The sequence below is a fragment of the Kitasatospora sp. NBC_00240 genome (genome assembly GCF_026342405.1).
Taxonomy (GTDB): Bacteria; Actinomycetota; Actinomycetes; order Streptomycetales; family Streptomycetaceae; genus Kitasatospora.
In genome coordinates this window covers 3,853,708-3,874,353 of the sequence record NZ_JAPEMU010000001.1, presented here as the reverse complement: position 1 = coordinate 3,874,353, position 20,646 = coordinate 3,853,708, and the positions used below count along the sequence as shown (strand labels likewise).

General features: G+C 74.0%; 14 protein-coding genes. 8 read left to right on the top strand and 6 right to left on the bottom strand.

Features of this window, described 5'->3' with window-relative positions:
* Positions 1–60 precede the first annotated feature (60 nt).
* The 4 genes from lon to OG689_RS16295 all read left to right on the top strand — a co-directional run bounded on the left by lon (position 61) and on the right by OG689_RS16295 (position 6,162).
* The gene (gene lon, locus OG689_RS16310) at positions 61–2,454 is read left to right on the top strand and encodes an endopeptidase La (protein ID WP_266321139.1); all 2,394 of its coding nucleotides are present in this window, start codon (positions 61–63) and stop codon (positions 2,452–2,454) included.
* 331 nt (positions 2,455–2,785) lie between these two features.
* Complete coding sequence (locus OG689_RS16305) at positions 2,786–4,252, top strand: hypothetical protein (protein WP_266321138.1); 1,467 nt, start codon at positions 2,786–2,788, stop codon at positions 4,250–4,252.
* Between the two features lie 135 nt (positions 4,253–4,387).
* Positions 4,388–4,915: a GtrA family protein gene (locus OG689_RS16300; protein WP_266321136.1), complete on the top strand. Its 528-nt coding sequence runs from the start codon at positions 4,388–4,390 to the stop codon at positions 4,913–4,915.
* A gap of 14 nt (positions 4,916–4,929) precedes the next feature.
* The gene (locus tag OG689_RS16295; RefSeq protein WP_266321135.1) at positions 4,930–6,162 is read left to right on the top strand and encodes an ROK family protein; all 1,233 of its coding nucleotides are present in this window, start codon (positions 4,930–4,932) and stop codon (positions 6,160–6,162) included.
* A 143-nt stretch (positions 6,163–6,305) separates the two neighbouring features.
* Here OG689_RS16295 and OG689_RS16290 read toward each other — a convergent pair whose 3' ends face one another.
* Positions 6,306–7,361 carry a DUF3533 domain-containing protein gene (locus OG689_RS16290; RefSeq protein WP_323189297.1) on the bottom strand — a complete coding sequence of 352 codons (1,056 nt, stop codon included), beginning with the start codon at positions 7,359–7,361 and terminating at the stop codon, positions 6,306–6,308.
* Between the two features lie 99 nt (positions 7,362–7,460).
* On the opposite strand from OG689_RS16290, the gene OG689_RS16285 reads away from it, so the two are divergent.
* Both OG689_RS16285 and OG689_RS16280 read left to right on the top strand, forming a co-directional pair.
* Positions 7,461–7,910, top strand: coding sequence for a MarR family transcriptional regulator (locus OG689_RS16285; protein ID WP_266321131.1), 450 nt, complete (start codon positions 7,461–7,463; stop codon positions 7,908–7,910).
* Positions 7,911–8,164: 254 nt separating this feature from the next.
* On the top strand, positions 8,165–9,721 hold the full coding sequence (locus OG689_RS16280; protein ID WP_266321130.1) for an MDR family MFS transporter: 1,557 nt from the start codon (positions 8,165–8,167) through the stop codon (positions 9,719–9,721).
* A gap of 379 nt (positions 9,722–10,100) precedes the next feature.
* On the opposite strand, the gene OG689_RS16275 is transcribed toward OG689_RS16280, so the two are convergent.
* Both OG689_RS16275 and OG689_RS16270 read right to left on the bottom strand, forming a co-directional pair.
* The gene (locus OG689_RS16275) at positions 10,101–10,346 is read right to left on the bottom strand and encodes a hypothetical protein (RefSeq protein ID WP_266321128.1); all 246 of its coding nucleotides are present in this window, start codon (positions 10,344–10,346) and stop codon (positions 10,101–10,103) included.
* An 11-nt stretch (positions 10,347–10,357) separates the two neighbouring features.
* A complete protein-coding gene (locus tag OG689_RS16270) occupies positions 10,358–11,530 on the bottom strand; it encodes an inorganic phosphate transporter (RefSeq protein WP_266321127.1) in 1,173 nt (390 codons plus the stop codon).
* A gap of 385 nt (positions 11,531–11,915) precedes the next feature.
* On the opposite strand from OG689_RS16270, the gene OG689_RS16265 reads away from it, so the two are divergent.
* Positions 11,916–13,478, top strand: coding sequence for an NlpC/P60 family protein (locus tag OG689_RS16265; protein ID WP_266321125.1), 1,563 nt, complete (start codon positions 11,916–11,918; stop codon positions 13,476–13,478).
* 69 nt (positions 13,479–13,547) lie between these two features.
* Here OG689_RS16265 and OG689_RS16260 read toward each other — a convergent pair whose 3' ends face one another.
* A complete protein-coding gene (locus OG689_RS16260) occupies positions 13,548–15,851 on the bottom strand; it encodes an FdhF/YdeP family oxidoreductase (protein ID WP_266321123.1) in 2,304 nt (767 codons plus the stop codon).
* A 317-nt stretch (positions 15,852–16,168) separates the two neighbouring features.
* Here OG689_RS16260 and OG689_RS16255 point away from each other — a divergent pair, with 317 nt between their 5' ends.
* Positions 16,169–17,047 carry a hypothetical protein gene (locus OG689_RS16255; RefSeq protein WP_266321121.1) on the top strand — a complete coding sequence of 293 codons (879 nt, stop codon included), beginning with the start codon at positions 16,169–16,171 and terminating at the stop codon, positions 17,045–17,047.
* Positions 17,048–17,084: 37 nt separating this feature from the next.
* On the opposite strand, the gene OG689_RS16250 is transcribed toward OG689_RS16255, so the two are convergent.
* Positions 17,085–19,046 (bottom strand): FAD/NAD(P)-binding protein, encoded by a 1,962-nt coding sequence (locus OG689_RS16250; protein WP_266321120.1) that lies wholly within the window; start codon positions 19,044–19,046, stop codon positions 17,085–17,087.
* Positions 19,043–20,119 (bottom strand): amino acid ABC transporter permease, encoded by a 1,077-nt coding sequence (locus tag OG689_RS16245; RefSeq protein WP_266321118.1) that lies wholly within the window; start codon positions 20,117–20,119, stop codon positions 19,043–19,045. The genes OG689_RS16250 and OG689_RS16245 overlap by 4 nt, the downstream gene beginning before the upstream one ends.
* Positions 20,120–20,646: the final 527 nt, after the last annotated feature.

Below are 20,646 nucleotides of genomic sequence, written 5' to 3'. Positions count from 1 at the left end.
CAACTGGCGCACGCCAAACCTTAGTCAGGTCAGCTCAACTTCACTGACTGGGGAGAGATCATGGCATCGACGTCCACACCGCTCACCCTGCCCGTCCTGCCGCTCGACGACGACGTCGTGCTGCCGGGCATGGTCGTCCCGCTGGACCTGTCGGACACCGAGGTGCGCGCCGCCGTCGAGGCCGCCAGGTCGGCGGCCGTCGGCACCCAGAAGCCCCAGGTCCTGCTGGTCCCGCGGGTGGACGGCTCGTACGCGGCCGCCGGCACCCTCGCCACCGTCGAGCAGGTCGGCCGGCTCGCCGACGGCGACCCGGCGGCCCTGGTCCGGGCCGTGCGCCGGATCAGGATCGGCGTCGGCACCACCGGCCCCGGCGCCGCGCTCTGGGTGGAGACCACCCCGTTCCGCGAATCCGCCGTGCCGACCCCGCTCACCGGCCGGGCCGCCGAGCTGGCCAAGGAGTACAAGGCCGTCTCCACCCAGTGGCTGCGCAAGCGCGGCGCCTGGCAGATCGTCGACCGGGTGGCGCAGATCGAGGGCGTCGGCGAGCTGGCCGACAACATCGGCTACGCGCCGTTCGCCACCGCCGAACAGAAGCTCAAGGTGCTGCTGGAGGCCGACCAGGTGGCCCGTCTGGAGTACGCGCTCACCCTGCTGCGCGAGCACCTCGCGGAGGAGGAGGTCAACGACACCATCCGCAAGGACGTCGAGGAGGGCGTCGCCAAGCAGCAGAAGGAGTTCCTGCTCCGGCGCCAGCTGGAGGCGGTCCGCAAGGAGCTGGCCGAGCTGAACGGCGACCCGGCGGACGAGGAGGGCGACTACCGCGCCCGGGTCGAGGCCGCCGACCTGCCCGAGAAGGTCCGCGAGGCGGCCCTCAAGGAGGTGGACAAGCTGGAGCGCTCCTCCGACCAGTCCCCCGAGGGCAGCTGGATCCGCACCTGGCTGGACACCGTCCTGGAGCTGCCCTGGAACGAGCGCTCCGAGGACGCCTACGACATCGCCGGCGCCCGGGCGGTGCTGGACGCCGACCACGCCGGCCTCGCCGACGTGAAGGACCGCATCGTCGAGTACCTGGCCGTCCGCAAGCGCCGGGCCGACCAGGGCCTGGGGCAGATCGGGGGCCGGCGCGGCGGAGCGGTGCTGGCCCTGGTCGGCCCGCCCGGGGTCGGTAAGACCTCGCTCGGCGAGTCGGTGGCCCGCGCGATGGGCCGCGACTTCGTCCGGGTGGCGCTCGGCGGAGTCCGGGACGAGGCCGAGATCCGCGGCCACCGGCGCACCTACGTGGGCGCGCTGCCCGGCCGGATCGTCCGGGCGATCAAGGAGGCCGGCTCGATGAACCCGGTCGTCCTGCTCGACGAGATCGACAAGGTCGGCTCCGACTACCGGGGCGACCCGGCCGCCGCCCTGCTCGAAGTCCTCGACCCGGCGCAGAACCACACCTTCCGCGACCACTACCTGGAGGTCGAGCTCGACCTCTCCGACGTGGTCTTCCTGGCCACCGCCAACGTGCTGGAGGCCATCCCCGAGCCGCTGCTCGACCGGATGGAGCTGGTGCGCCTGGACGGCTACACCGAGGACGAGAAGGTCGTCATCGCCCGGGACCACCTGCTCCCGCGCCAGCTGGAGAAGGCCGGCCTCACCGGCGAGGAGGTCTCGGTCGCCGAGGAGGCGCTGCGGCTGCTCGCCGGGGAGTACACCCGGGAGGCCGGCGTACGGAACCTGGAGCGCGCGATCGCCCGGGTGCTGCGGAAGGTGGCCGCGCAGAGCGAGCTCGGCGAGCGCGAGCTGCCGGTCGCGATCGGCAGCGGCGACCTGCGGGCCCTGATCGGGCGCCCGCACCACACCCCGGAGGCGGCCCAGGAGCCGGCCGAGCGGCGTACCGCCGTTCCCGGGGTGGCGACCGGGCTCGCGGTCACCGGCGCGGGCGGCGACGTCCTCTACATCGAGGCCTCGCTCGCCGACGCCGAGACCGGCGGCACCGGTCTGACCCTCACCGGGCAGCTGGGCGACGTGATGAAGGAGTCGGCGCACATCGCGCTCTCCTACCTGCGTTCGCGCGGCGCCGAGCTGGAGCTGCCGGTCACCTCGCTGCGGGACCGCGGCGTGCACCTGCACGTACCGGCCGGGGCCGTGCCCAAGGACGGGCCGAGTGCGGGCATCACCATGACGACGGCGCTGGCCTCGCTGCTCTCCGGCCGCAAGGTCCGCAACGACGTGGCGATGACCGGTGAGGTCTCGCTCACCGGGCGGGTGCTGCCGATCGGCGGGGTGAAGCAGAAGCTGCTCGCCGCCGACCGGGCCGGGGTCACCATGGTGATCATTCCCAAGCGCAACGAGCCGGACCTCGACGACGTCCCGGCCGAGGTGCTGGAGCGGCTGACCGTCCACCCGGTGGCGGACGTCCGGGAGGTGCTGGCGCTGGCCCTGGAGCCGGCCGAGGTGCTGGTCGCCGCGTAGCCGGCGGGCGGGTCGGGGTGCGCCCGGCGGGACATGACGTCCCGTCGGGCGCGTCCGCGTAGTGGGACGCCCTTGTGAGACGTCTCGTCAGTACTCCAGCATGGGATCCATGGATCGCCACGCCCACCTGAGCCGTCGACTCGACGTCGACCTGGCCCACGCGTGTTCCGCGATCTGTCGCCGCGCAGCCTGACCAGCGCGGTGACCCCGCCCGGCCGTGTCCGGGTCCTTCCCTGTCCGAGGCTCCCCAGGTTCCGGTGAGCGTCCGGGCGGCGTGCACCGCTGTCCACCCTCTCCGGAGGGGCCCACCACGACCCAGGACGGGACACCCATGCGCCTCGCGCTGCCCGCACGCGCCGCCGTACTCTCCGCCGCCACCCTGCTGGCCCTGCTCCCCGCCGGTCCGGCCGGCGCCGCACCCACCGTCGCCCCGGCCACCGACGGCCGGTTCGGGCCGCTGTCGCCCGCCAACCCCTGGGCCGGTCCGCCCGGCACCGCCACCATGCACGGGGACACCGGATCCTCCGACGCCACCCCGCTGCCCGGGCCCGCGGCCGGGCCGCTCTCCTCGGACCGGATCGCCCTGCAGTCCGCCTGCCCGACGATCCTGGTCGGCTCGGACGGCTACCCGGTCGCGCTCTGCACCACCATCTTCGGGCTCACCCCGACCGTCCACCTGCTCGACCCGGCCGACGGCGGATCGCTCGCCGAGCTGCCGCTCGCCAAGGGCTCCCTGCTCGGCGGCGTCTACGCCTACCTGGACAACCTGGACCGCCTGGTCGCCGTCGACGGCAACCGCGACCTGCTGCGGATCGGCCACCGGCGCGACCGGGCCGGCCGGTGGGAGCTGTACGTCGACAGCAGGCTCCCGCTGGCCGGGGCGGTACCGGCCGGGGACGCCGTCACCGGGATCTCGCCGGACTGGCAGGGCCGGGTCTGGTTCGCCACCGGCGGCGGCGTGGTCGGCACCGCCGACGACCGCACCGGCGCGGTCCACGCCCTGGCCCTCCCCGCCGGCGAGCGGATCGCCAACAGCATCTCCACCGCCCCGGCCGGCACCGCCGTCGCCACCACCCACGCCACCTACCTGCTCACCGCGGACGCCGACGGCGCCCCCGCGGTCGCCTGGCGCCGCCCGTACGACCGGGGCCCGGGCCGCAAGCCCGGCCAGCTCAGCTGGGGCACCGGCTCCACCCCGACCTTCTTCGGGCCGCGTACCGGCACCGAGTACGTCACCGTCGTGGACAACGCCGCACCGACCGTGAACCTGCTGGTCCACCGGGCCGACACCGGCGCACCGGTCTGCTCGGTGCCGGTGCTCAGGGCCGGCGGCAGCGGCAGCGAGAACTCCCCGGTCGCGGTGGGCAACGCCGTGTTCGTCGCCAGCACCTACGGCTACCCGTACCCCAAGCTGCCGGAGGACGCCGGCCCGAGCGTGCCCTCCGACGGCGCCTTCCGCGGCGGGCTCAGCCGGGTCGACGTCCGGGCCGACGGCTCGGGCTGCGACCTGGTCTGGGACACCAAGGTGCGCTCCGCCGCCGTCCCCCGGCTGTCCACCGCCGACGGGCTGATCCACACCGTGCTGCGCAACCCCGTGATCCCCGGCACCGACGCGACCTCGGTGGTGGACCCCTACTACTACGCCGAGGTCGACCCGGCGACCGGCGCGGTGGTGCGCACCAAGTACACCGGCGCCGGATTCGTCTTCGACACCCTGCAGATGGTCGGTTCCATCGCGCCCGGCGGGGTGGTCTACCAGGGCACCACCACCGGGGTGCTCCGGATCACGGGGGAGTGAACATCGGAACGGGGGAGTGACCGTCGGACCGGGCCCGGGCGGGCAGGAGCGGACCGGGGGCGCCCGGTCCCGGCCGTGAGCCGGACCGGGTGCTCGGATGCCGGCTCGGGCCGGGCACCGTGGGAGACTGCGAGGATGCCGTCCCCCACCCAGCGCGCCCTGGCCCGAGTCCCGGCCCGGATCCGCCCGCTTCTGGTGAAGCACCGCAAGCTGGTGAAGTTCCTGCTGGTCGGAAGCACCTGCTTCGTCCTGACCATGGTGGTGAACCTCTCGCTGAAGCTCACCGTGCTCCAGCACAAGCCGGTCGTGGCGCTCACCGTCGCGACCGTCGTCGCCACCGTCGTCTCCTACGTGCTGAACCGGCAGTGGTCCTTCCGGGCGAACGGCAAGCAGCGCGAGGCCGTCCTGTTCTTCGTCGTCAGCGCGGTGGCGGTGCTGGTCAACGACGTGCCGCTGATCGTCTCCCGCTACCTGCTCGACCTGCGTGAGCCGGACGTCAGCTCCTTCACCCAGGAGGCCGCCGACTTCCTCAGCGGCATGGTCGTCGGCACCCTGCTGGCCATGGTGTTCCGCTACTGGGCGATGCAGCGCTGGGTCTTCGTGCACCTGGCCGACCCCGCGGCGGCCCCGCAGGAGCGGCCCGCGCGGGTCCCGCAGGCCTGAGAGGGGCGAGAGCGATGCGTGAGACGGACCCCAGACAGGCCGGGCCGGCCAGCCAGCAGGGCATGCGCCGGGCCAACCTGGCCCTCGTCCTCGGACAGATCGCCCAGGGCCCGCGCTCCCGGGCCGAGGTCGCCGCGGCCACCGGGCTGACCCGGGCCGCGGTCTCCTCCCTGGCCGAGGAACTGCTCACCGCCGGGCTGCTCACCGAGGCCGGCCCCGCCATGCCCAGCGGCAAGGTCGGCCGGCCGGGCACCGCGCTGGGCCTGGCCCCGGACGGACCCGGCGGCCTCGGCGCCGAGATCGGCGTCCAGCACCTGGCCGCCTGCGTGGTCGACCTGCGCGGGGAGGTCCGCAGCTGGCACCGGATGGAGATCCGCAACCAGGGCCGCCCGCCCGCCGCCGTCTTCGCCGACCTCGCCGGACTCCTCCACCGCGCGGCCGAGGATTCCGGGCTGCGGCCCGCCGGGCTCGCCCTCGCCGTCCCCGGGCTCGTCGGCGCGGCCGAGGGGATGGTCGAGCGGGCCGCGAACCTCGGCTGGGTCGGCCTGCCGGCCGCCGCCGAACTGCGCCTCGCCCTGCGCGCGGCCGGCGCGGGCGAGCTCTCCGCCCTGCCGATCGAGGTCGACAACGAGGCCAACCTGGGCGGGCTGGCGGAACTCTGGCTCGGCGGGCGGCCCGGCGACTTCGTCCACCTGTCCGCCGAGGCCGGCATCGGCTCCGCGATCCTGGTCGGCGGTCGGCTGCTGCGCGGGGCGCGCGGCTTCGCCGGCGAGCTGGGCCACGTACCCGTGCGCCCGGACGGACCGCCGTGCGCCTGCGGCGCCCGCGGCTGCCTGGAGCAGTACGCGGGCGAGGCGGCGGTGCTGCGGGCGGCCGGCCTGGAGGACGTCCGGGGCGACTGGGTCGCGCTGCTCGCCGGTCGGGCGGCGGCCGGGGACGAGACCGTGCGGGCCGCGCTGGCCGGGGCCGGCGCGGCGCTCGGCATCGCGGCCACCGGCGCGGTGAACCTGCTGGACCCGGCGGAGCTGGTGCTCGGCGGCGGTTACACCGAGCTGGCGCCCTGGCTGCTCCCCGCGATGCGGGCCGAGCTGGCCGCCCGGGTGACCGTCCGACCGTGGTCGGACGACTGGCTGACGGTCTCCGCACTCGGCCGCCGGGGCCCGCTGCTGGGCGCGGCCGTCGGCGTCGTCCGGGCGATCGTCGCCGACCCGGGACGCTTCGCCGGCCGGGGGAGCGACTCCGTCTGAGCGGCCGGGCCGGACCGGAAGGGCCGGCTCCCCGGACGGACGGACCGCTTGACCTGAAAGCCGGGACCGGACGGGCCGGCTGACCCGCCGGACGGATCCGACGGGCCGTCCGGTCCGGCGCCGGCCGGGGTGGCCGGGGCCGCTCAAACCGGGGCCGGTTCCTGCTCCTGGCCGGGCGTCCGCTGCTCCTCGCGCCCCGGCCGGAAGGACACCGCGAGCAGCGTGACGGCCACGCCCACCACCGCCCAGGCCACCAGCACCATCAGCGGTACGACGATCCCGGTCGCGTCGAAGTAGGCGATCGAGCGGGCCACGTCGGTGCCCGCGCCGTTCGGGATCCAGGCGCCGATCGCCCGCCAGAAGGCCGGCATCAGCGGCGGAGGGAAGACCCCGCCCGCACTCGGGTTGCCGAGCACCACGAAGACCAGCACCGCCAGCCCGATGCCGACGATGCCGAACAGGCACTGCAGGGCCATGGTGAACGCGCCGACCGCGAACACCACCAGGCTGCCGAGGCCCAGCAGCCCCCAGGTGGAACCGGGCAGCGCGTCCAGCACCGGGCCGACGATCAGCGCGCCGCCGATGCCGGCGGCGACCGAGTAGAGCGCCAGGGTGCCCAGCCGGATCACCGCGCGTCCGGTGCTGGCCGGCCGGGAGCCGGCGCTGATGCCGAGGATCGAGGCGACCAGGTAACCGCCGACGCACCAACCGATCACCAGGTAGAAGGAGGAGAGGCCCTCGGCGTCCCCCGGCGCGAGCGGCACCACGTCCTGGACGACGACCGTACGGCCCTGGCCCTTCGCGATGCCGGTGGCGATCTCCTCGGCGGCCCGCGCGGCGGCCGGGCCGCGGGCGTCGGCGACCAGCAGGGTGTCCTGGGTGCCCGCCGGGTCGAAGACCAGGGCAGCGTAGATCTTCTGATCCTTGATCAGGGCGGTCGCCTCGGCCGGGTCGGCCACCGTCCCCGCCTTCACCGCGTCGTCCGGCACCGCCTCCAGCGCGGCGACCAGCTTCGGCTGCACCTCGGGCGGGGCGACCACCGAGATCGAGAGCTGATGCGGGCTCGGGTGATGCAGGGCACCGACGTACGACACGATGAAGCCCAGCTGGAGCAGGAGGACGGCGATCACCAGCAGTGCTGCGCGAGGGGTCACCGCGTCCTTGAACTCCGCGACGAACCCCTGCCCGGAGGCGGCCATCGACATCTCCTCACTTTTAGGTACCAATCGGATACTTCGTACCATCAGCTACTTGCCTGCCCGCCAATCCCGCGCCGATGCCTGCGGGATACTGGCCCGGTGAGTGACGAGCAGGCTCTGCTGTCGGTGGAGCGGGAGATTGCGCTGCTGTTCCGGCGGGGCCGGGCCAAGGTGGCGGAGCTGTCCCGCCAGGTGCACCCGGAGCTGGAGGGCATGGCGTACAGCATGCTCGGCTTCGTCGAGCAGGCCGGCCGGGTGCGGCTGACCGACATCGGCGCGCACTTCTCGGTCGGCAAGGCCACCGTCAGCCGGCAGATCAAGGCGCTGGAGGAGATCGGCCTGGTTGCCCGGGAGGCCGACCCGCTGGACCGCCGGGCGTCGCTGGTCTCGCTCACCGAGGACGGCGCGGAGCGCTATCTGCGGGTCCGCAACTCCCGGACTGGACGGTTCCGCGAACTGCTGGCGACCTGGCCGCAGGACGACGTGCTGCGCTTCGCCGACCTGCTGGAGCGGTTCAACGAGCTGACCGGCGAGTCGCTGGAGGACTGAGCCGGGGCCACACGACTGTGCTGCGTGCAGTCGTGCAGTCGTGCGGGTTGCCGGGTTTCGCTGTCGCGGGCGGCGGGCCCGTCGCGGTTCAGGGCTCAGGGTTCAGGGTTCAGGGTTCAGGTGGGGATGAACCATCGGTGCGGCCCATGGCCGGCCGAGGATTTTACTTAGGCTTGAATAAAGTTGCCCGAGTCAACCATTCATCCTATGGTTGCTCAAGGCAACGAATTTCGCGTCAAAGTCGAAGGACCCCGATGACCGTCACCACCCCCGTTCCGACCGGAGCCGCCACCGACGACGATGCCCCGATGACCCACCGCCAGGTCCTCGAAGCCCTCTCCGGGCTGCTGCTCGGGCTCTTCGTCGCGGTGCTCTCCTCGACGGTCGTCTCCAACGCCCTGCCGCGGATCCTCACCGACCTGCACGGCGGCGAGTCCGCCTACACCTGGGTGATCACCGCCGCCCTGCTCTCGCTGACGGCCTCCACCCCGATCTGGGGCAAGCTCTCCGACCTGGTCAGCAAGAAGCTGCTGGTCCAGATCGCCCTGGTGATCTACATCGTCTCCTCGGCACTCGCCGGGCTCTCCCAGAACACCGCCGAGCTGATCGCCTGCCGGATCCTGCAGGGGATAGGCGCCGGCGGCGTCACCGCGCTGGCCCAGATCTGCCTGGCCGCGATGGTCCCGCCGCGCCAGCGAGGACGCTACAGCGGCTACTTCGGTGCCGTCTTCGCCCTCGCCACCATCGGCGGCCCGCTGATCGGCGGCGTCATCGTCGACACCGACTGGCTCGGCTGGCGCTGGTGCTTCTACGTCGGCATCCCGTTCTCGCTGGTCGCCATCCTCGTCCTGCAGCGGACCCTGAGGCTGCCGGTGGTCCGGCGCAAGGCGAAGATCGACTACCTCGGTGCCACCGTCATCACCGGCGCCGTCAGCCTGCTGATGATCTGGATCACGCTGGCCGGGAAGAACTACGCCTGGCTCTCCTGGCAGACCCTGGCCATGGTCGGCGGCGGCCTGCTGCTCGGCGCGCTCGCCGTGCTGGTCGAGGGCCGCGCCGCCGAGCCGATCATCCCGCTCTCGCTCTTCCGGCACCGCACCGTCACCCTGGCCGCGATCGCCAGCGTGCTGGTCGGCGTCGGGATGTACGGCGCGACGACCTTCCTCAGCCAGTACTTCCAGCTCGCCCGCGAGAAGTCCCCCACCGCGGCCGGCCTGATGACGCTGCCGATGATCCTCGGCCTGGCCGTCTCCTCCACCGTCGCCGGCAAGCTGATCACCCGGTACGGGAAGTGGAAGGCCTACCTGGTCGTCGGGACGTTCCTGCTGGCCGTCGGTTTCGGCCTGCTCGGCACCGTCCGGGACGACACCGGCTACGGCGCGCTCTCCCTCTACATGGTGCTGACCGGCATCGGCCTCGGCCTCACCATGCAGAACCTCGTCCTCGCGGTGCAGAACACCGTGCCGCGGGAGGAGCTCGGCGCCGCCAGCTCGGCGGTCACCTTCTTCCGCACCATGGGCGGTGCGATGGGGGTCTCGGCCCTCGGCGCGCTGATGACCAACCGGGTCGGGCACTACCTGACCGAGAACCTGGCCGCGGCCGGCGTCCCGGCCGGGCACGCCGGCGCGGCCGGCGGCGGCGAGATCCCGGACCTGCACGCGCTGCCCGCGCCGGTCGTCCCGCTGGTGACCGACGCGTTCGGGCACGGCGTCGGTGTGGTGTTCCTGGTCGCGGCGCCGTTCGCGCTGCTGGCCTTCCTGGTGGTGCTCTTCATCCGGGAGATTCCGCTGCGCGGCGGCCCGCAGAGCTGAGACCCGCGCCCCCGGGGCCGGTCGTGGAGAGATCCGCGGCCGGCCCTTCGCCGTACGCCGAGGCGGCGGCGGGCCCCGCTGCCGGGATGGCCCCGCGGGGCGGCCGGGGGTCCGGGAGCGGGCCGCCGGCGGCCGCCGACGGGTCGTACGGCGGGGCCGGAAGCCCGTGGACGCCACCGGCGCGAGATCCCCGTACGGCCGTGGACGCCACCGGCCGGGGAGCCCCGTACGGCCGTGGACCCCCGGCCCCGGGAGCGCGAGAGGTCCCGGAAGACCCACCGGCCGGGGAGCCCCGTTTCGGTCGGGGACGCCACCGCCCCCGGGAACGCCGAACGGCCGGGGCGGATGACCGCCCCGGCCGTTCGGCGTACGGGTGTGACTACCCGGCGATCAGTGACAGTCCGTAGACCACCACCGCCGCGCAGGCGGCGAAGCAGGCCGTGGCGCCGGCGAGCGCCGCGTTGGCCCGGCCGGTGCCCTGGCCGCCGGAGCCGCCGGCGGCCTCCAGGACGGCCTCCCGGCGGGACAGGGCCAGGATGCCGAGGGCGAAGACCGTCACCACGGCGACGGTGATGCCGAAGCTGATGCCGGCGGTCTGGGCCAGCGCGTTCCACTTGATGTTCATGGCGTTGCTCCTCAGGCCGCGACGGTGGTCTGGACGGGCGCGGGGGCCGCCGGGGTGGGCACCGGGGTGACCTCGACCGCCGCGGCGTCGTGGACGTTGCCGGCGTGCACCGGCTGGCGGCGGGAGACCAGGTACATCGCGCCCGAGCCGGCCACCAGGGCCGCACCGACCACGACGACGCCCCAGGTGCCCTGGTCGGCGACGAAGGCGGCCAGGCCGGCCACCGAGGCGGCGGCGGGCAGGGTCAGGCCCCACGTGTAGACCATCCGGCGGGCCATGCTCCAGTTGAGCTCACGCTTCGGGCCGCCGAGGCCGGCGCCCATGATGCCGCCGGAGCAGACCTGGGTGGTGGAGAGGCCGTAGCCCATGTGCGACGAGGTCAGGATGACCGCGGCGGCCGCCGTCTCGGAGGAGAAGCCCTGCGGCGGCTGGATGTCGGCCAGGCCCTTGCCCATCGAGCGGATGATCCGCCAGCCGCCCATGTAGGTGCCGAGTGCGATGGCCGCGCCGGCGCCGACGATCACCCAGGTGGGGGGCAGTGCGCCCTTGGGCAGGGCGCCGACCGAGACCAGCGTCAGGGTGATGATGCCCATGGTCTTCTGCGCGTCGTTGGTGCCGTGCGCCAGCGAGATCAGCGAGGAGGAGGCGATCTGGCCGGTCTTGAAGGCCTTGGTGGTGGTCTTCTCGTTGCCCCGGCGGGTGATCGCGTACGCCAGCTTGGTGGCGCCCCAGGCGGCCAGGCCGGCCACGATCGGGGAGGCCACGGCCGGGATGAGGATCTTGGTGACGACGGTGTTGAAGTTCACGCCGTTGAAGCCGACACCGACGATGGTGGCGCCGATCAGCCCGCCGTACAGGGCGTGCGAGGAGCTCGACGGGAGGCCTCTGAGCCAGGTCAGCAGGTTCCACAGGATCGCGCCGACGAGGGCGGCGAAGATGATCGACGGGTGGATGCCCGCCTTCTCGTTGACGATGCCACCCGAGATGGTGGTGGCCACCTTCACGGACAGGAACGCGCCCGCGAAGTTGAGGACCGCCGCGATGGTGACCGCGACCTTGGGTCGCAGGGCACCGGTGGCGATGGAGGTGGCCATCGCGTTGGCGGTGTCGTGGAACCCGTTGGTGAAGTCGAAGGCGAGCGCCGTGATGATCACGACGGCTACCAGGAACGAGATGTGTTCCATACCCAAACAATCGTCGTAGTTGTCGCACTGACGTTGGTGTCACGGGCGACCGTAGGGATGGTGGATGAACGGAAGGTGAACAGGGTCGGGCATCGTGGTTCCTGGGATGTCCGGGAGGTTGCGGAGATCCCGTGAAAGTGTGGAGGGAGTGTCAGCGGCCCCCCATTTTGAGCGGATCGTGCCGCTTCGTGGTGGTTTGCTGAGATCTGGGTCACAGTCTCTGAAGAATTCATCAATATGTACGGGCACCGTCTGTCTCGGCCGGGGCCGCCATGACAGGATTCGGCAGAGATCCGGAGGCCGAACCGAAGAGCTGCCGGAGGGGGAGGGCGGGCCGATGGGCGGGGCTTTGTGGCGCACCGAGTCGAGTGCGATGAGGCCGTGGGTGCGGGCCGCACTCAGGTGCGGAGCCGTGCTGGCGGTGGCCGCCCTGTCGCTGCCCTTCGCGACCCAGGCCGCGTTCGCCGCGCCGGAGCCCTCCGCGAGCCCCTCGGCCAACACCATCACCGTCTCGCCGGGCGCCGACCCGCTCGCCGACGCCAAGGCCACCCTCGGCCCGCTGCTCGACCAGCTGCACCTGCTGTACGGCAACGCCGAGGCGGCCACCGAGCAGTACAACGGCACCGTCGCCCGGCTCACCGAGCAGCAGGCCACCGTGACCGACCTGCGCGGCCGGGTGGAGCGCCAGCAGAAGGCGGTGGACGCCGGCACCGACGTGGCCGCCCAGCTCGCGGCCGCGCAGTACCGCAACGGCAGCGCCTCCGCGTACGCCGAACTGCTGCTCGCCGAGGACCCCTACGAGGCGGTCACGATCGCCGAACTGCTCGCCGAGGCCAGCCGCTCGCAGTCGTCCTTCCTGGACCACCTCAAGGCGGACCGCGCCGCGCTGGACGAGCTGCAGAAGCAGGCCGAGGCGGCGCTCAAGGACTCGCAGGCACTGGCCGTCCAGCAGGACGCCGCCAAGGCCACCGTCGCCACCCAGCTCGCCGAGGTCGAGAAGCTGGTCACCTCGCTGACCGGCGCGCAGCGCACCGAGCTGGCCGCGCTGGAGAAGGCCCAGGCCGACCAGTCCCAGCTGGCCTTCCTCGCCTCCGGCGCGCTCGGCAAGGGTGAGCGGACGCCCTCGCAGGCCGGCCGCGCGGCGGTGGCGTACGCGCTGGCGCAGCTCGGCAAGCCCTACGTGTGGGGCGGGGCCGGACCGGACGTCTTCGACTGCTCGGGGCTGACCTCGCAGGCCTGGCTGCACGCGGGCCGGCCGGTGCCGCGCACCAGCCAGGAGCAGTGGGCCCAGCTCCAGCACGTGCCGCTGAACCAGCTGCGCCCGGGCGACCTGGTCGTCTACTACGCCGGTGCCACCCACATCGCCCTGTACATCGGCGGCGGCCTGGTGGTGCAGGCACCGCGTCCCGGCGCGGTCATCAAGGTGTCGCCGATCGGGTCGATGCCGATCCTCGGCGCCGTCCGCCCCGACCCGGAGACGGCGCCCGACGACCAGGGCGGCGTCTGGAAGGTGCCGGACCTGCCCGCGGGCTGGGACACCGCCACCCCGATCGCACCGTCCCCGCCGGCGACCCTGCCGCCCGTGGTGCCCGCGCCGGGCGCCACCACGCCGCCCGTCACGCCCCCGGCCACGGACGGGCCGACGACCTCGCCGACCGCCCCCGCCACCGGGACGCCGAGCGGGACGCCGTCCGGCTCCGGCACCCCGACCGTCCCGGGCACGCCGTCGGGCACCGGTACCCCGTCCGGGACGGGCACCCCCTCCGGCACCGGCAGCCCGTCCGGCACCGGCACGCCGTCCACGGCCACGCCGGACCCGTCCGCGACCGCGCCGTCCGCCCCGGGCTCCGCCGCGTCCTCCGCGGGCACCGCGGCGACCTCGGCGGTGCCGTCCTCGGCCTCGGCGAAGCCGGAGTCCGCCTCGGCCTCCGCCTCCGGCGTGCGCTGAGCCCGCACCCCGACTCCCGGCCGCACCCCTCGGCCGCACCCCACGAGGGGTGCGGCCGGGCCCCGCGGGTCAGGCCCGGGCGAGGCCGCTGTCGGGCTCGAAACGCACCACGACCGCCTTCGAGGTCGGGGTGTTGCTGATGTCGGCGGTCGAGTCCAGCGGCACCAGCACGTTGGTCTCCGGGTAGTAGGCGGCCGCGCCGCCCAGGGCCACCGGGTAGTGCACCACCATGAAGTGCGGGGCCCGGCGCTCGACGCCGTCCCGCCACTCGCTCACCAGGTCGACGTAGCTCCCCTCGGCCAGGCCCAGCGCGGCGGCGTCGGCCGGGTTCACCAGCACCACCCGGCGCCCGCCGGTGATGCCGCGGTAGCGGTCGTCCAGGCCGTAGATCGTGGTGTTGTACTGGTCGTGCGAGCGCAGGGTCTGCAGCAGCAGGCGGCCCGGCGGCACCTCGGGCGCGGTCAGCGGGTTGACGCTGAAGTTGGCCATCCCGGTGGAGGTGGGGAACGAGCGGCTGTCGCGCGGGCCGTGCGGCAGCGTGAAGCCGCCGGGGCGGCGGACCTTCTCGTTGAAGTCCTCGAAGCCGGGCACGACCCGGGCGATCCGGTCCCGGACGCTGTCGTAGTCGTCCGCGAAGTCCTCCCACGGCGTACTGTCCTGCGGGCCGAGGGTGGCGCGGGCCAGCCGGCAGACGATCGCCACCTCGGAGAGCAGCCCCCGGGCCGGCGGCCGCAGCCCGCCGCGCGAGGAGTGCACCATGCCCATCGAGTCCTCGACGCTGACGAACTGCGCGCCCTTGGCGGTGACGTCCCGGTCGGTGCGGCCGAGGGTCGGCAGGATCAGGGCGCGGGCGCCGGTGACCACGTGCGAGCGGTTCAGCTTGGTCGAGACGTGCACGGTGAGCCGGCAGCGGCGCATCGCGGCCTCGGTCACGTCGGTGTCCGGGGTGGCCGCGACGAAGTTGCCGCCCATCGCGAAGAACACCCGCACCCGGCCGTCGCGCATCGCCCGTATGGTGTCCACCGCGTCGAAGCCGTGCTCGCGCGGCGGCTCGAAGGCGAACTCCTTGCCCAGTGCGTCCAGGAAGGCCTCGGACGGGCGCTCGAAGATGCCCATCGTCCGGTCGCCCTGCACGTTGCTGTGCCCGCGCACCGGGCAGACCCCGGCCCCGGGGCGGCCGATGTTGCCGCGCAGCAGCAGGAAGTTGACCACCTCGCGGATGGTCGGCACGGAGTGCTTGTGCTGGGTGAGGCCCATCGCCCAGCAGACGATGATCTTCCGGGAGGAGAGCACCATCGAGGCGAGCTCCTCGATCTGCTCGTACGGCAGACCGGTGGCGGCGAGCACCGCCTCGCGGTCGGTGGTGCGGGCGTCGGCCGCCCATTCCTCGAAGCCCAGGCAGTGCCGCTCGACGAACTCGTGGTCCAGCACGTTCCCGTGCTTGTCCTCGGCGGCCAGCAGCAGCTGGTTGACGGCCCGGAACAGCGCCAGGTCGCCGCCGAGCCGGATCTGCAGGAACAGGTCGGTCAGCTTGGTGCCGTGGCCGGCCAGTCCGCGCGCGTTCTGCGGGTTCTTGAACCGCTCCAGGCCGGCCTCGGGCAGCGGGTTCACGCTGACGATCTTGGCGCCGGCCCGCTTGGCCCGCTCCAGGGCGGAGAGCATCCGGGGGTGGTTGGTGCCCGGGTTCTGGCCCGCCACGATGATCAGGTCGGCCTGGTGGAGGTCCTTCAGGCTGACACTGCCCTTGCCCACGCCCAGCGTCTCCACCAGCGCCGAGCCGGAGGACTCGTGGCACATGTTGGAGCAGTCCGGCAGGTTGTTGGTGCCCAGCCGGCGGGCGAACAGCTGGTAGGCGAAGGCTGCCTCGTTGCTGGTCCGGCCCGAGGTGTAGAAGGCGGCGCCGTCCGGGGTGTCCAGCGCCCGCAGCTCCTCGGCGACCGTCGCGAACGCCCGCTCCCAGGAGACCGGCACGTAGTGCGAGGCGCCTTCGTCCAGCAGCATCGGCTCGGTGAGGCGGCCCTGCTGGCCGAGCCAGTACCCGGAGCGCTCCGCCAGCTCCGCGACCGGGTGCGCGGCGAAGAACTCGGCGGTGATCCGCCGCTCGGTGGCCTCCTCGGCGACCGCCTTGGCGCCGTTCTCGCAGAACTCGGCGGCGTGCGTCTTCCCCGGCTCGGGCCAGGCGCAGCCGGGGCAGTCGAAGCCGTCCGGCTGGTTGACCTTGCTGAGGGTGGCCAGGGTGCGCCTGGCGCCCATCTGCTCGTGGGCCATCCGCAGGCTGTGGCCCACGGCCGGCAGCCCCGCCGCGGCGTGCTGCGGGGCGGACACCTGCGGGGCGTCCTGGGCCGGGTCGCTCTGCGGGGCCTGCTTCGCCATGACTGGCACCTCCGGATCGTGCGGGCCGCGTCGTTGCCTGCCCTGGCTCCATCCTTCCACTCGTCCCGCCCGGCCGGTCCTGGAGGCGGTGCCCGGGGGAGCGGCCCGGTCCGGCCGGGCGGGGCGGCCGCCTGGAGCGGACGGGGCGCCCCGGGACAGAATGTGCGGTGCCGACCGACGCAGAGGAGCCGTGGACCATGCCGCTGAGCGGAACCGCACCGGAGCCCCCGGGGGCCTACGGACCCCCGCCGGCCGTCCCCCCGGCCCCGCCCGGACCGCCGCCCGCCCCGCCCGGTCCCGTTCCCACTCCGTCCGCGGTGCCCACTCCGTCCGCGGCGCCCGCCCCGCCCGCCGTGCCCAGGCCCGCCCCGCCGGCCGAGGACGTCCGGGCGGAGCTGCTGCGGCAGCGGGAGGCGGCGCGGCAGGTCGAGCCGGCCGCGGCGGCGGGACTGCTGGAGGGGACGGCCAGGGAGATGGTCGCCCGGCTCGGCCGGTACGACCGCGACACCCTCACCACCTGGCGCGAGCTGGCCTGGTACCGGGACGCGGCCGGTGACCCGGCCGGCGCCCTGCAGCTGCTGGAGCAGGTGGTCCCCGACCTGGTGCAGGCCCTCGGGCACGCCGACCCCGACACCCTGCAGGCCCGCTTCGAGCTGGCCGTGCTCATCGGCACGGCGGGCAACCCGCAGGGTGCCGCCCACCAGTTGCACGCCCTGATCCCGCAGTTGGCCGCCACGCTCGGCCCCTACGACGAGCGGGTGCTGAAGGCGCAGCACGACCTGGCGCTGCAGGTCGCCGACGCCGGGGACGTGGCCGGGGCGCTGAACCAGTTGAGGCTGCTGGTGCCGCTGGTGCAGCAGATGCTGGGGGAGGGGCATCCGCTGCTCGCCGAGGTCCGGCTGGACCTCGGCCGCTACGCGGAACTCTGGGGCCTGACCCCGGCCGGCCGCTCCACGGGGCTCGGCTGGGTGGAGGTGGTGGCGATGGTGCACCGGCTGCTGGTCTGGGACTTCGAGACCGACCGGGAGGCCGACGCCAGCCTGCGCGAACTGGAACGGCGGACCGGAGCACGGGACTTGATGGACCGGATCTTCCTCGCCCCGGAGCACCTGACGACCGAACAGGTGGCCGCGACGGCCTTCGGCGTGCCGGCGGCGGCCCCACCGACGATGCCGCCGCCGTTCGCCGGCTACTGAGGCCGACCGGCCTCGACCCCGCCGCCGGCGGCCGGCCCTAAGGCGCCGCCGCGACCGCCAGGTCGCCGGCCCCCTGCCGGGCGGCGGGGCCCGGCGGCGGGTCGGGCGCCGGCCCGGCCAGATCCCGCAGGATGGCGCGGGCGGCCGCGTCGTTCTGGCGGAAGCCGGGGGAGTCGGTGCGCGGCCGGGCGAAGGCGGCGGCCGCCCGCAGGCTGGTGTGCGGGCCGAGCGCGGTGCGCCGCGGGTGCGGGGCGCCGCCGAGCGCCGGGTCCAGGACGCGGCTGTCGGCCGGTGAGACGGTGAGCAGGCCCGAGCGGTGGGTGTGCTCCTCGTCGCCGACCACCTCCTCGGCGATCCGCCCGTCCCGGTGCAGTTGCCGCAGTACCGGGTCCCGGGTGCGGGCCAGGTCGTGCTTGGGGAGGTAGCCCTCGATCAGGGCGGTGGCGGTGACGGTGTGCCCGGGCACGGTCGGGCTGCTCGCCCGGAAGGTGCCGGTGGCCTCGTCCGCCTCGACCCTGATGCCGGCGCCCAGGAAGCGCACCACCCCGGCCTCGGAGAGCGCGAGCAACTGGCGCAGCCGGAATCCCGGCGGGCCGGAGGCGAGGTAGCTGAAGAAGCCGAACCACCACTCGTCCAGCTCCTCGCCCACCGAGCGGGCGGTGAGCCGCCCCGAGGCCATCACCCGGGGCAGCTGGCCGAAGAGCGAAAGCAGGGCGAGGAAGGCGCCGAGGTCGGCGCTGTGCGCGGGGTCGGCCCGGCGGTCGGCGTCGGCCCCGACGTACCCGCGCAGGTGCTGCTGGAGCTCCTCGGAGGAGTCGAGTTCGAGGCCCGCCAGCGGGTGGTCCAGGCGTTCGAAGTCCAGCCGGTCGGCGGGGTCGGGGACGGCGGCGGCGATCAGTCGGGCCAGTGTGGGCGAGTACCAGTCGAGCCGCTCGTAGGCGGCGAGGAAGTCCGCCCAGCGGACGGTGGTGCGCTCGGGGTGGGCGTGGAACAGCTCGTGGTAGTGCCCGAAGCCGATCTCCTTGGCCATCAACGGCCAGAAGTCCCTGCGCAGTTCGAGGCGGCCGGGGCGGGCCAGCACGCCGTCCACGGCGGCCCGGTCGAAGAAGCGGGGGAGCGGTGCGGGCGGGCCCTGCAGCCGGTAGTCGGTCTTCGAGTGGTACGGGACGCCACGCCGCGAGCCGACGTGGATCACCGGCTCCCGCCCGGACGGGCGGTAGACCAGGCCGTGGTCGCTCTCCTCGAAGCGCCCGCCCCGGCCCTCGGTGAGCATCGCCGTCAGGTCGACGAAGGCGAGGCCGAAGCCGCGCAGCACCAGGTGCTCGCCGGGGGCTATCGGCGACAGGTCGGCGTCGGCGGAGAAGGCCGGCGCGAGGTGGAACCGGCGGTGCCGGGCGGCGAACCGGGCCATCGGCGCATGGCGCGGGTCGGGGGCGGAGTCCAGGTGGCCGATGGTGAGGGCGACATGGTCGGCGCTCAGGGTGCGGTCGGTGAGCCGGACCAGCTGCGGTCCGTCGGCCGGGCCGGTCAGCTCCCGGGCGGTGTCGCGGTGCAGGGTCACCGTGACGTGCGGCGGCAGGTCGGCCACCGCGCGGCGCAGCACCCAGTCCAGATAGGCGCTCTGGGCCCGGCGGGTGGGGAAGTCGGTCGGCGCCAGGGTGCGCAGCTCCGCCCGGACGTCCGGGTCGTCGATCTCCCGGTGGGGTGCGAACTCGGAGCTGCGGGCGGCCCATTCGGCCAGTGACGGCCCCGGCCGGACCGGCCCCTCGATGGTCGACCGCTCGTCGGTGAACATCGTGACGTCCTCGGCCATGGAGTTCATCCGCAGCAGCGGCGACTGCTCGTGCCGCCAGATCCGGCCGGCGCCCGGCGGGTACGGGTCGACCAGGTGGATGTGCAAGGGCCGGTCGGGCGGCAGGAGTTCGGCGGCGTTGGCGGCGATGCGCTCCAGCAGTCCGGTGCCCCGCGGGCCGGCGCCGACGATCACCAGGGTGCTCACCGGGCCTCCCCGGTGGCCTCGACCCGCCGCTGCAGCCGACGCAGGCCGGCCCGGGCCCGCTGGAGCGGGGTCGGCGGCAGGCCCTCGCGGGTGGCGCCGCGGGCGTAGTGGCGCTCGACGTAGTACTGCCCGACGGACAGCACGGTGGTGACCACCAGGTACCAGATGGTGGCGACCACCAGCATCGGGACCACCTGGTACGTCTGGTTGTAGACCAGCTGCACCGAGTAGAGCAGGTCGGAGACGGCCAGCACGCTGACGATGCTGGTGCCCTTCAGGGCGCTGATCAGCATGTTCCCGGCGGTCGGCACGATCGAGCGCATGGCCTGCGGGATGACGATCCGGCGCAGCACCCGGCCGCGGCCGAGACCGAGCGCCTGCGCGGCCTCCAGCTGGCCACGGTCGACGGACAGGATGCCCCCGCGCACCACCTCGGCGGCGTAGGCGGCCTCCAGCAGGGTCAGCCCGATCACGGCGGTGAGGGTCGGGCCGAGCAGGTTGACGGTCCGGAAGGTGATGAACTCCGGGCCGAACGGGATGCCCAGCCCCAGGGTCGGGTAGAGCGCGCCGATGTTGAAGAAGAACAGCAGCTGGACCAGGGGCGGGGTGGAGCGGAAGAGCCAGATGTAGCCCCAGCCGAGGGTGCGGAGCACCGGGTTGGCGGCGAGCCGCATGGTGGCCAGCACGGTGCCGAGCACGAACCCGAGGGAGAGGGTGGCGGCGGTCAGCCAGAGCGTGAGGACGAGCCCGTCCAGCACCGAGGTGGAGGTGAAGTACGCGGCCACCACGTCCCATTGGAACGCCTTGTTGCGGACCACCGAGTTCAGCGCCATGGCGAGCAGCAGCAGCGCGGCCGCGGCGGACACCCACTGCCAGGGGCTCCGGCGGGCCACCACGGGGGCGTCGGCCAGGGGGTCGGCGGGGTCGGCGGGTGCAGCAGGGGCGCCGGCGGGAGTGGTGGCGAGGGGCTCGTGGCCGGCGGCGGGCCGGGTGCCCCGGGTCGGCGGGGCGGTCGGGCGCTTGCTGAGGGGTGGCGGTCCGGACGGGGGCAGGACGTCCTGCGGCGTGGCCATGAGGCGGGCTCCAGGCGGGAGGTGCGGGCAGGCGGGCGTCGTCACGTACTGCCGTCGCTCGTACCGCGTCCCTCAACGCGGCCGGCGTGCACTCACTCCGCCTGGATCGTACGTGTGCACGATCGGGCGGTGTCAAGGGCCGCGAATTGACGCTCCGTCAAAGCCCGTGCAGGAGAGGTCGGTCGGTGGGAATTTCGGCCGGGCCGCCCGCGTCCGTCGGTCGAGGTCCGCCCCGGGTCCGGTGGCGGCGCGGCCGCGGCCGCCCGGGGGGCGGGGAATGGACGGTGGTTGACGAAGTCCATCATTCACTGCTCAACTTGCCCCATGTACGCCGAGCAGCCCCTGGTCACCCGCGACCACATCGACTTCGGTCGGGTGTGGTCCGCGGCGTGTCGCGGCTGACCCGGCAGCGGGCCGTCTGACCGGCCCTTCTCCCTCTTCGGAGACCCCTCCCTCGGTGCCCCGACGCGGGCCGGGAAGCCGTCCGTAGCCGACGGTTCTCAAGGCGCACGCTGCCGCCTCCTCAC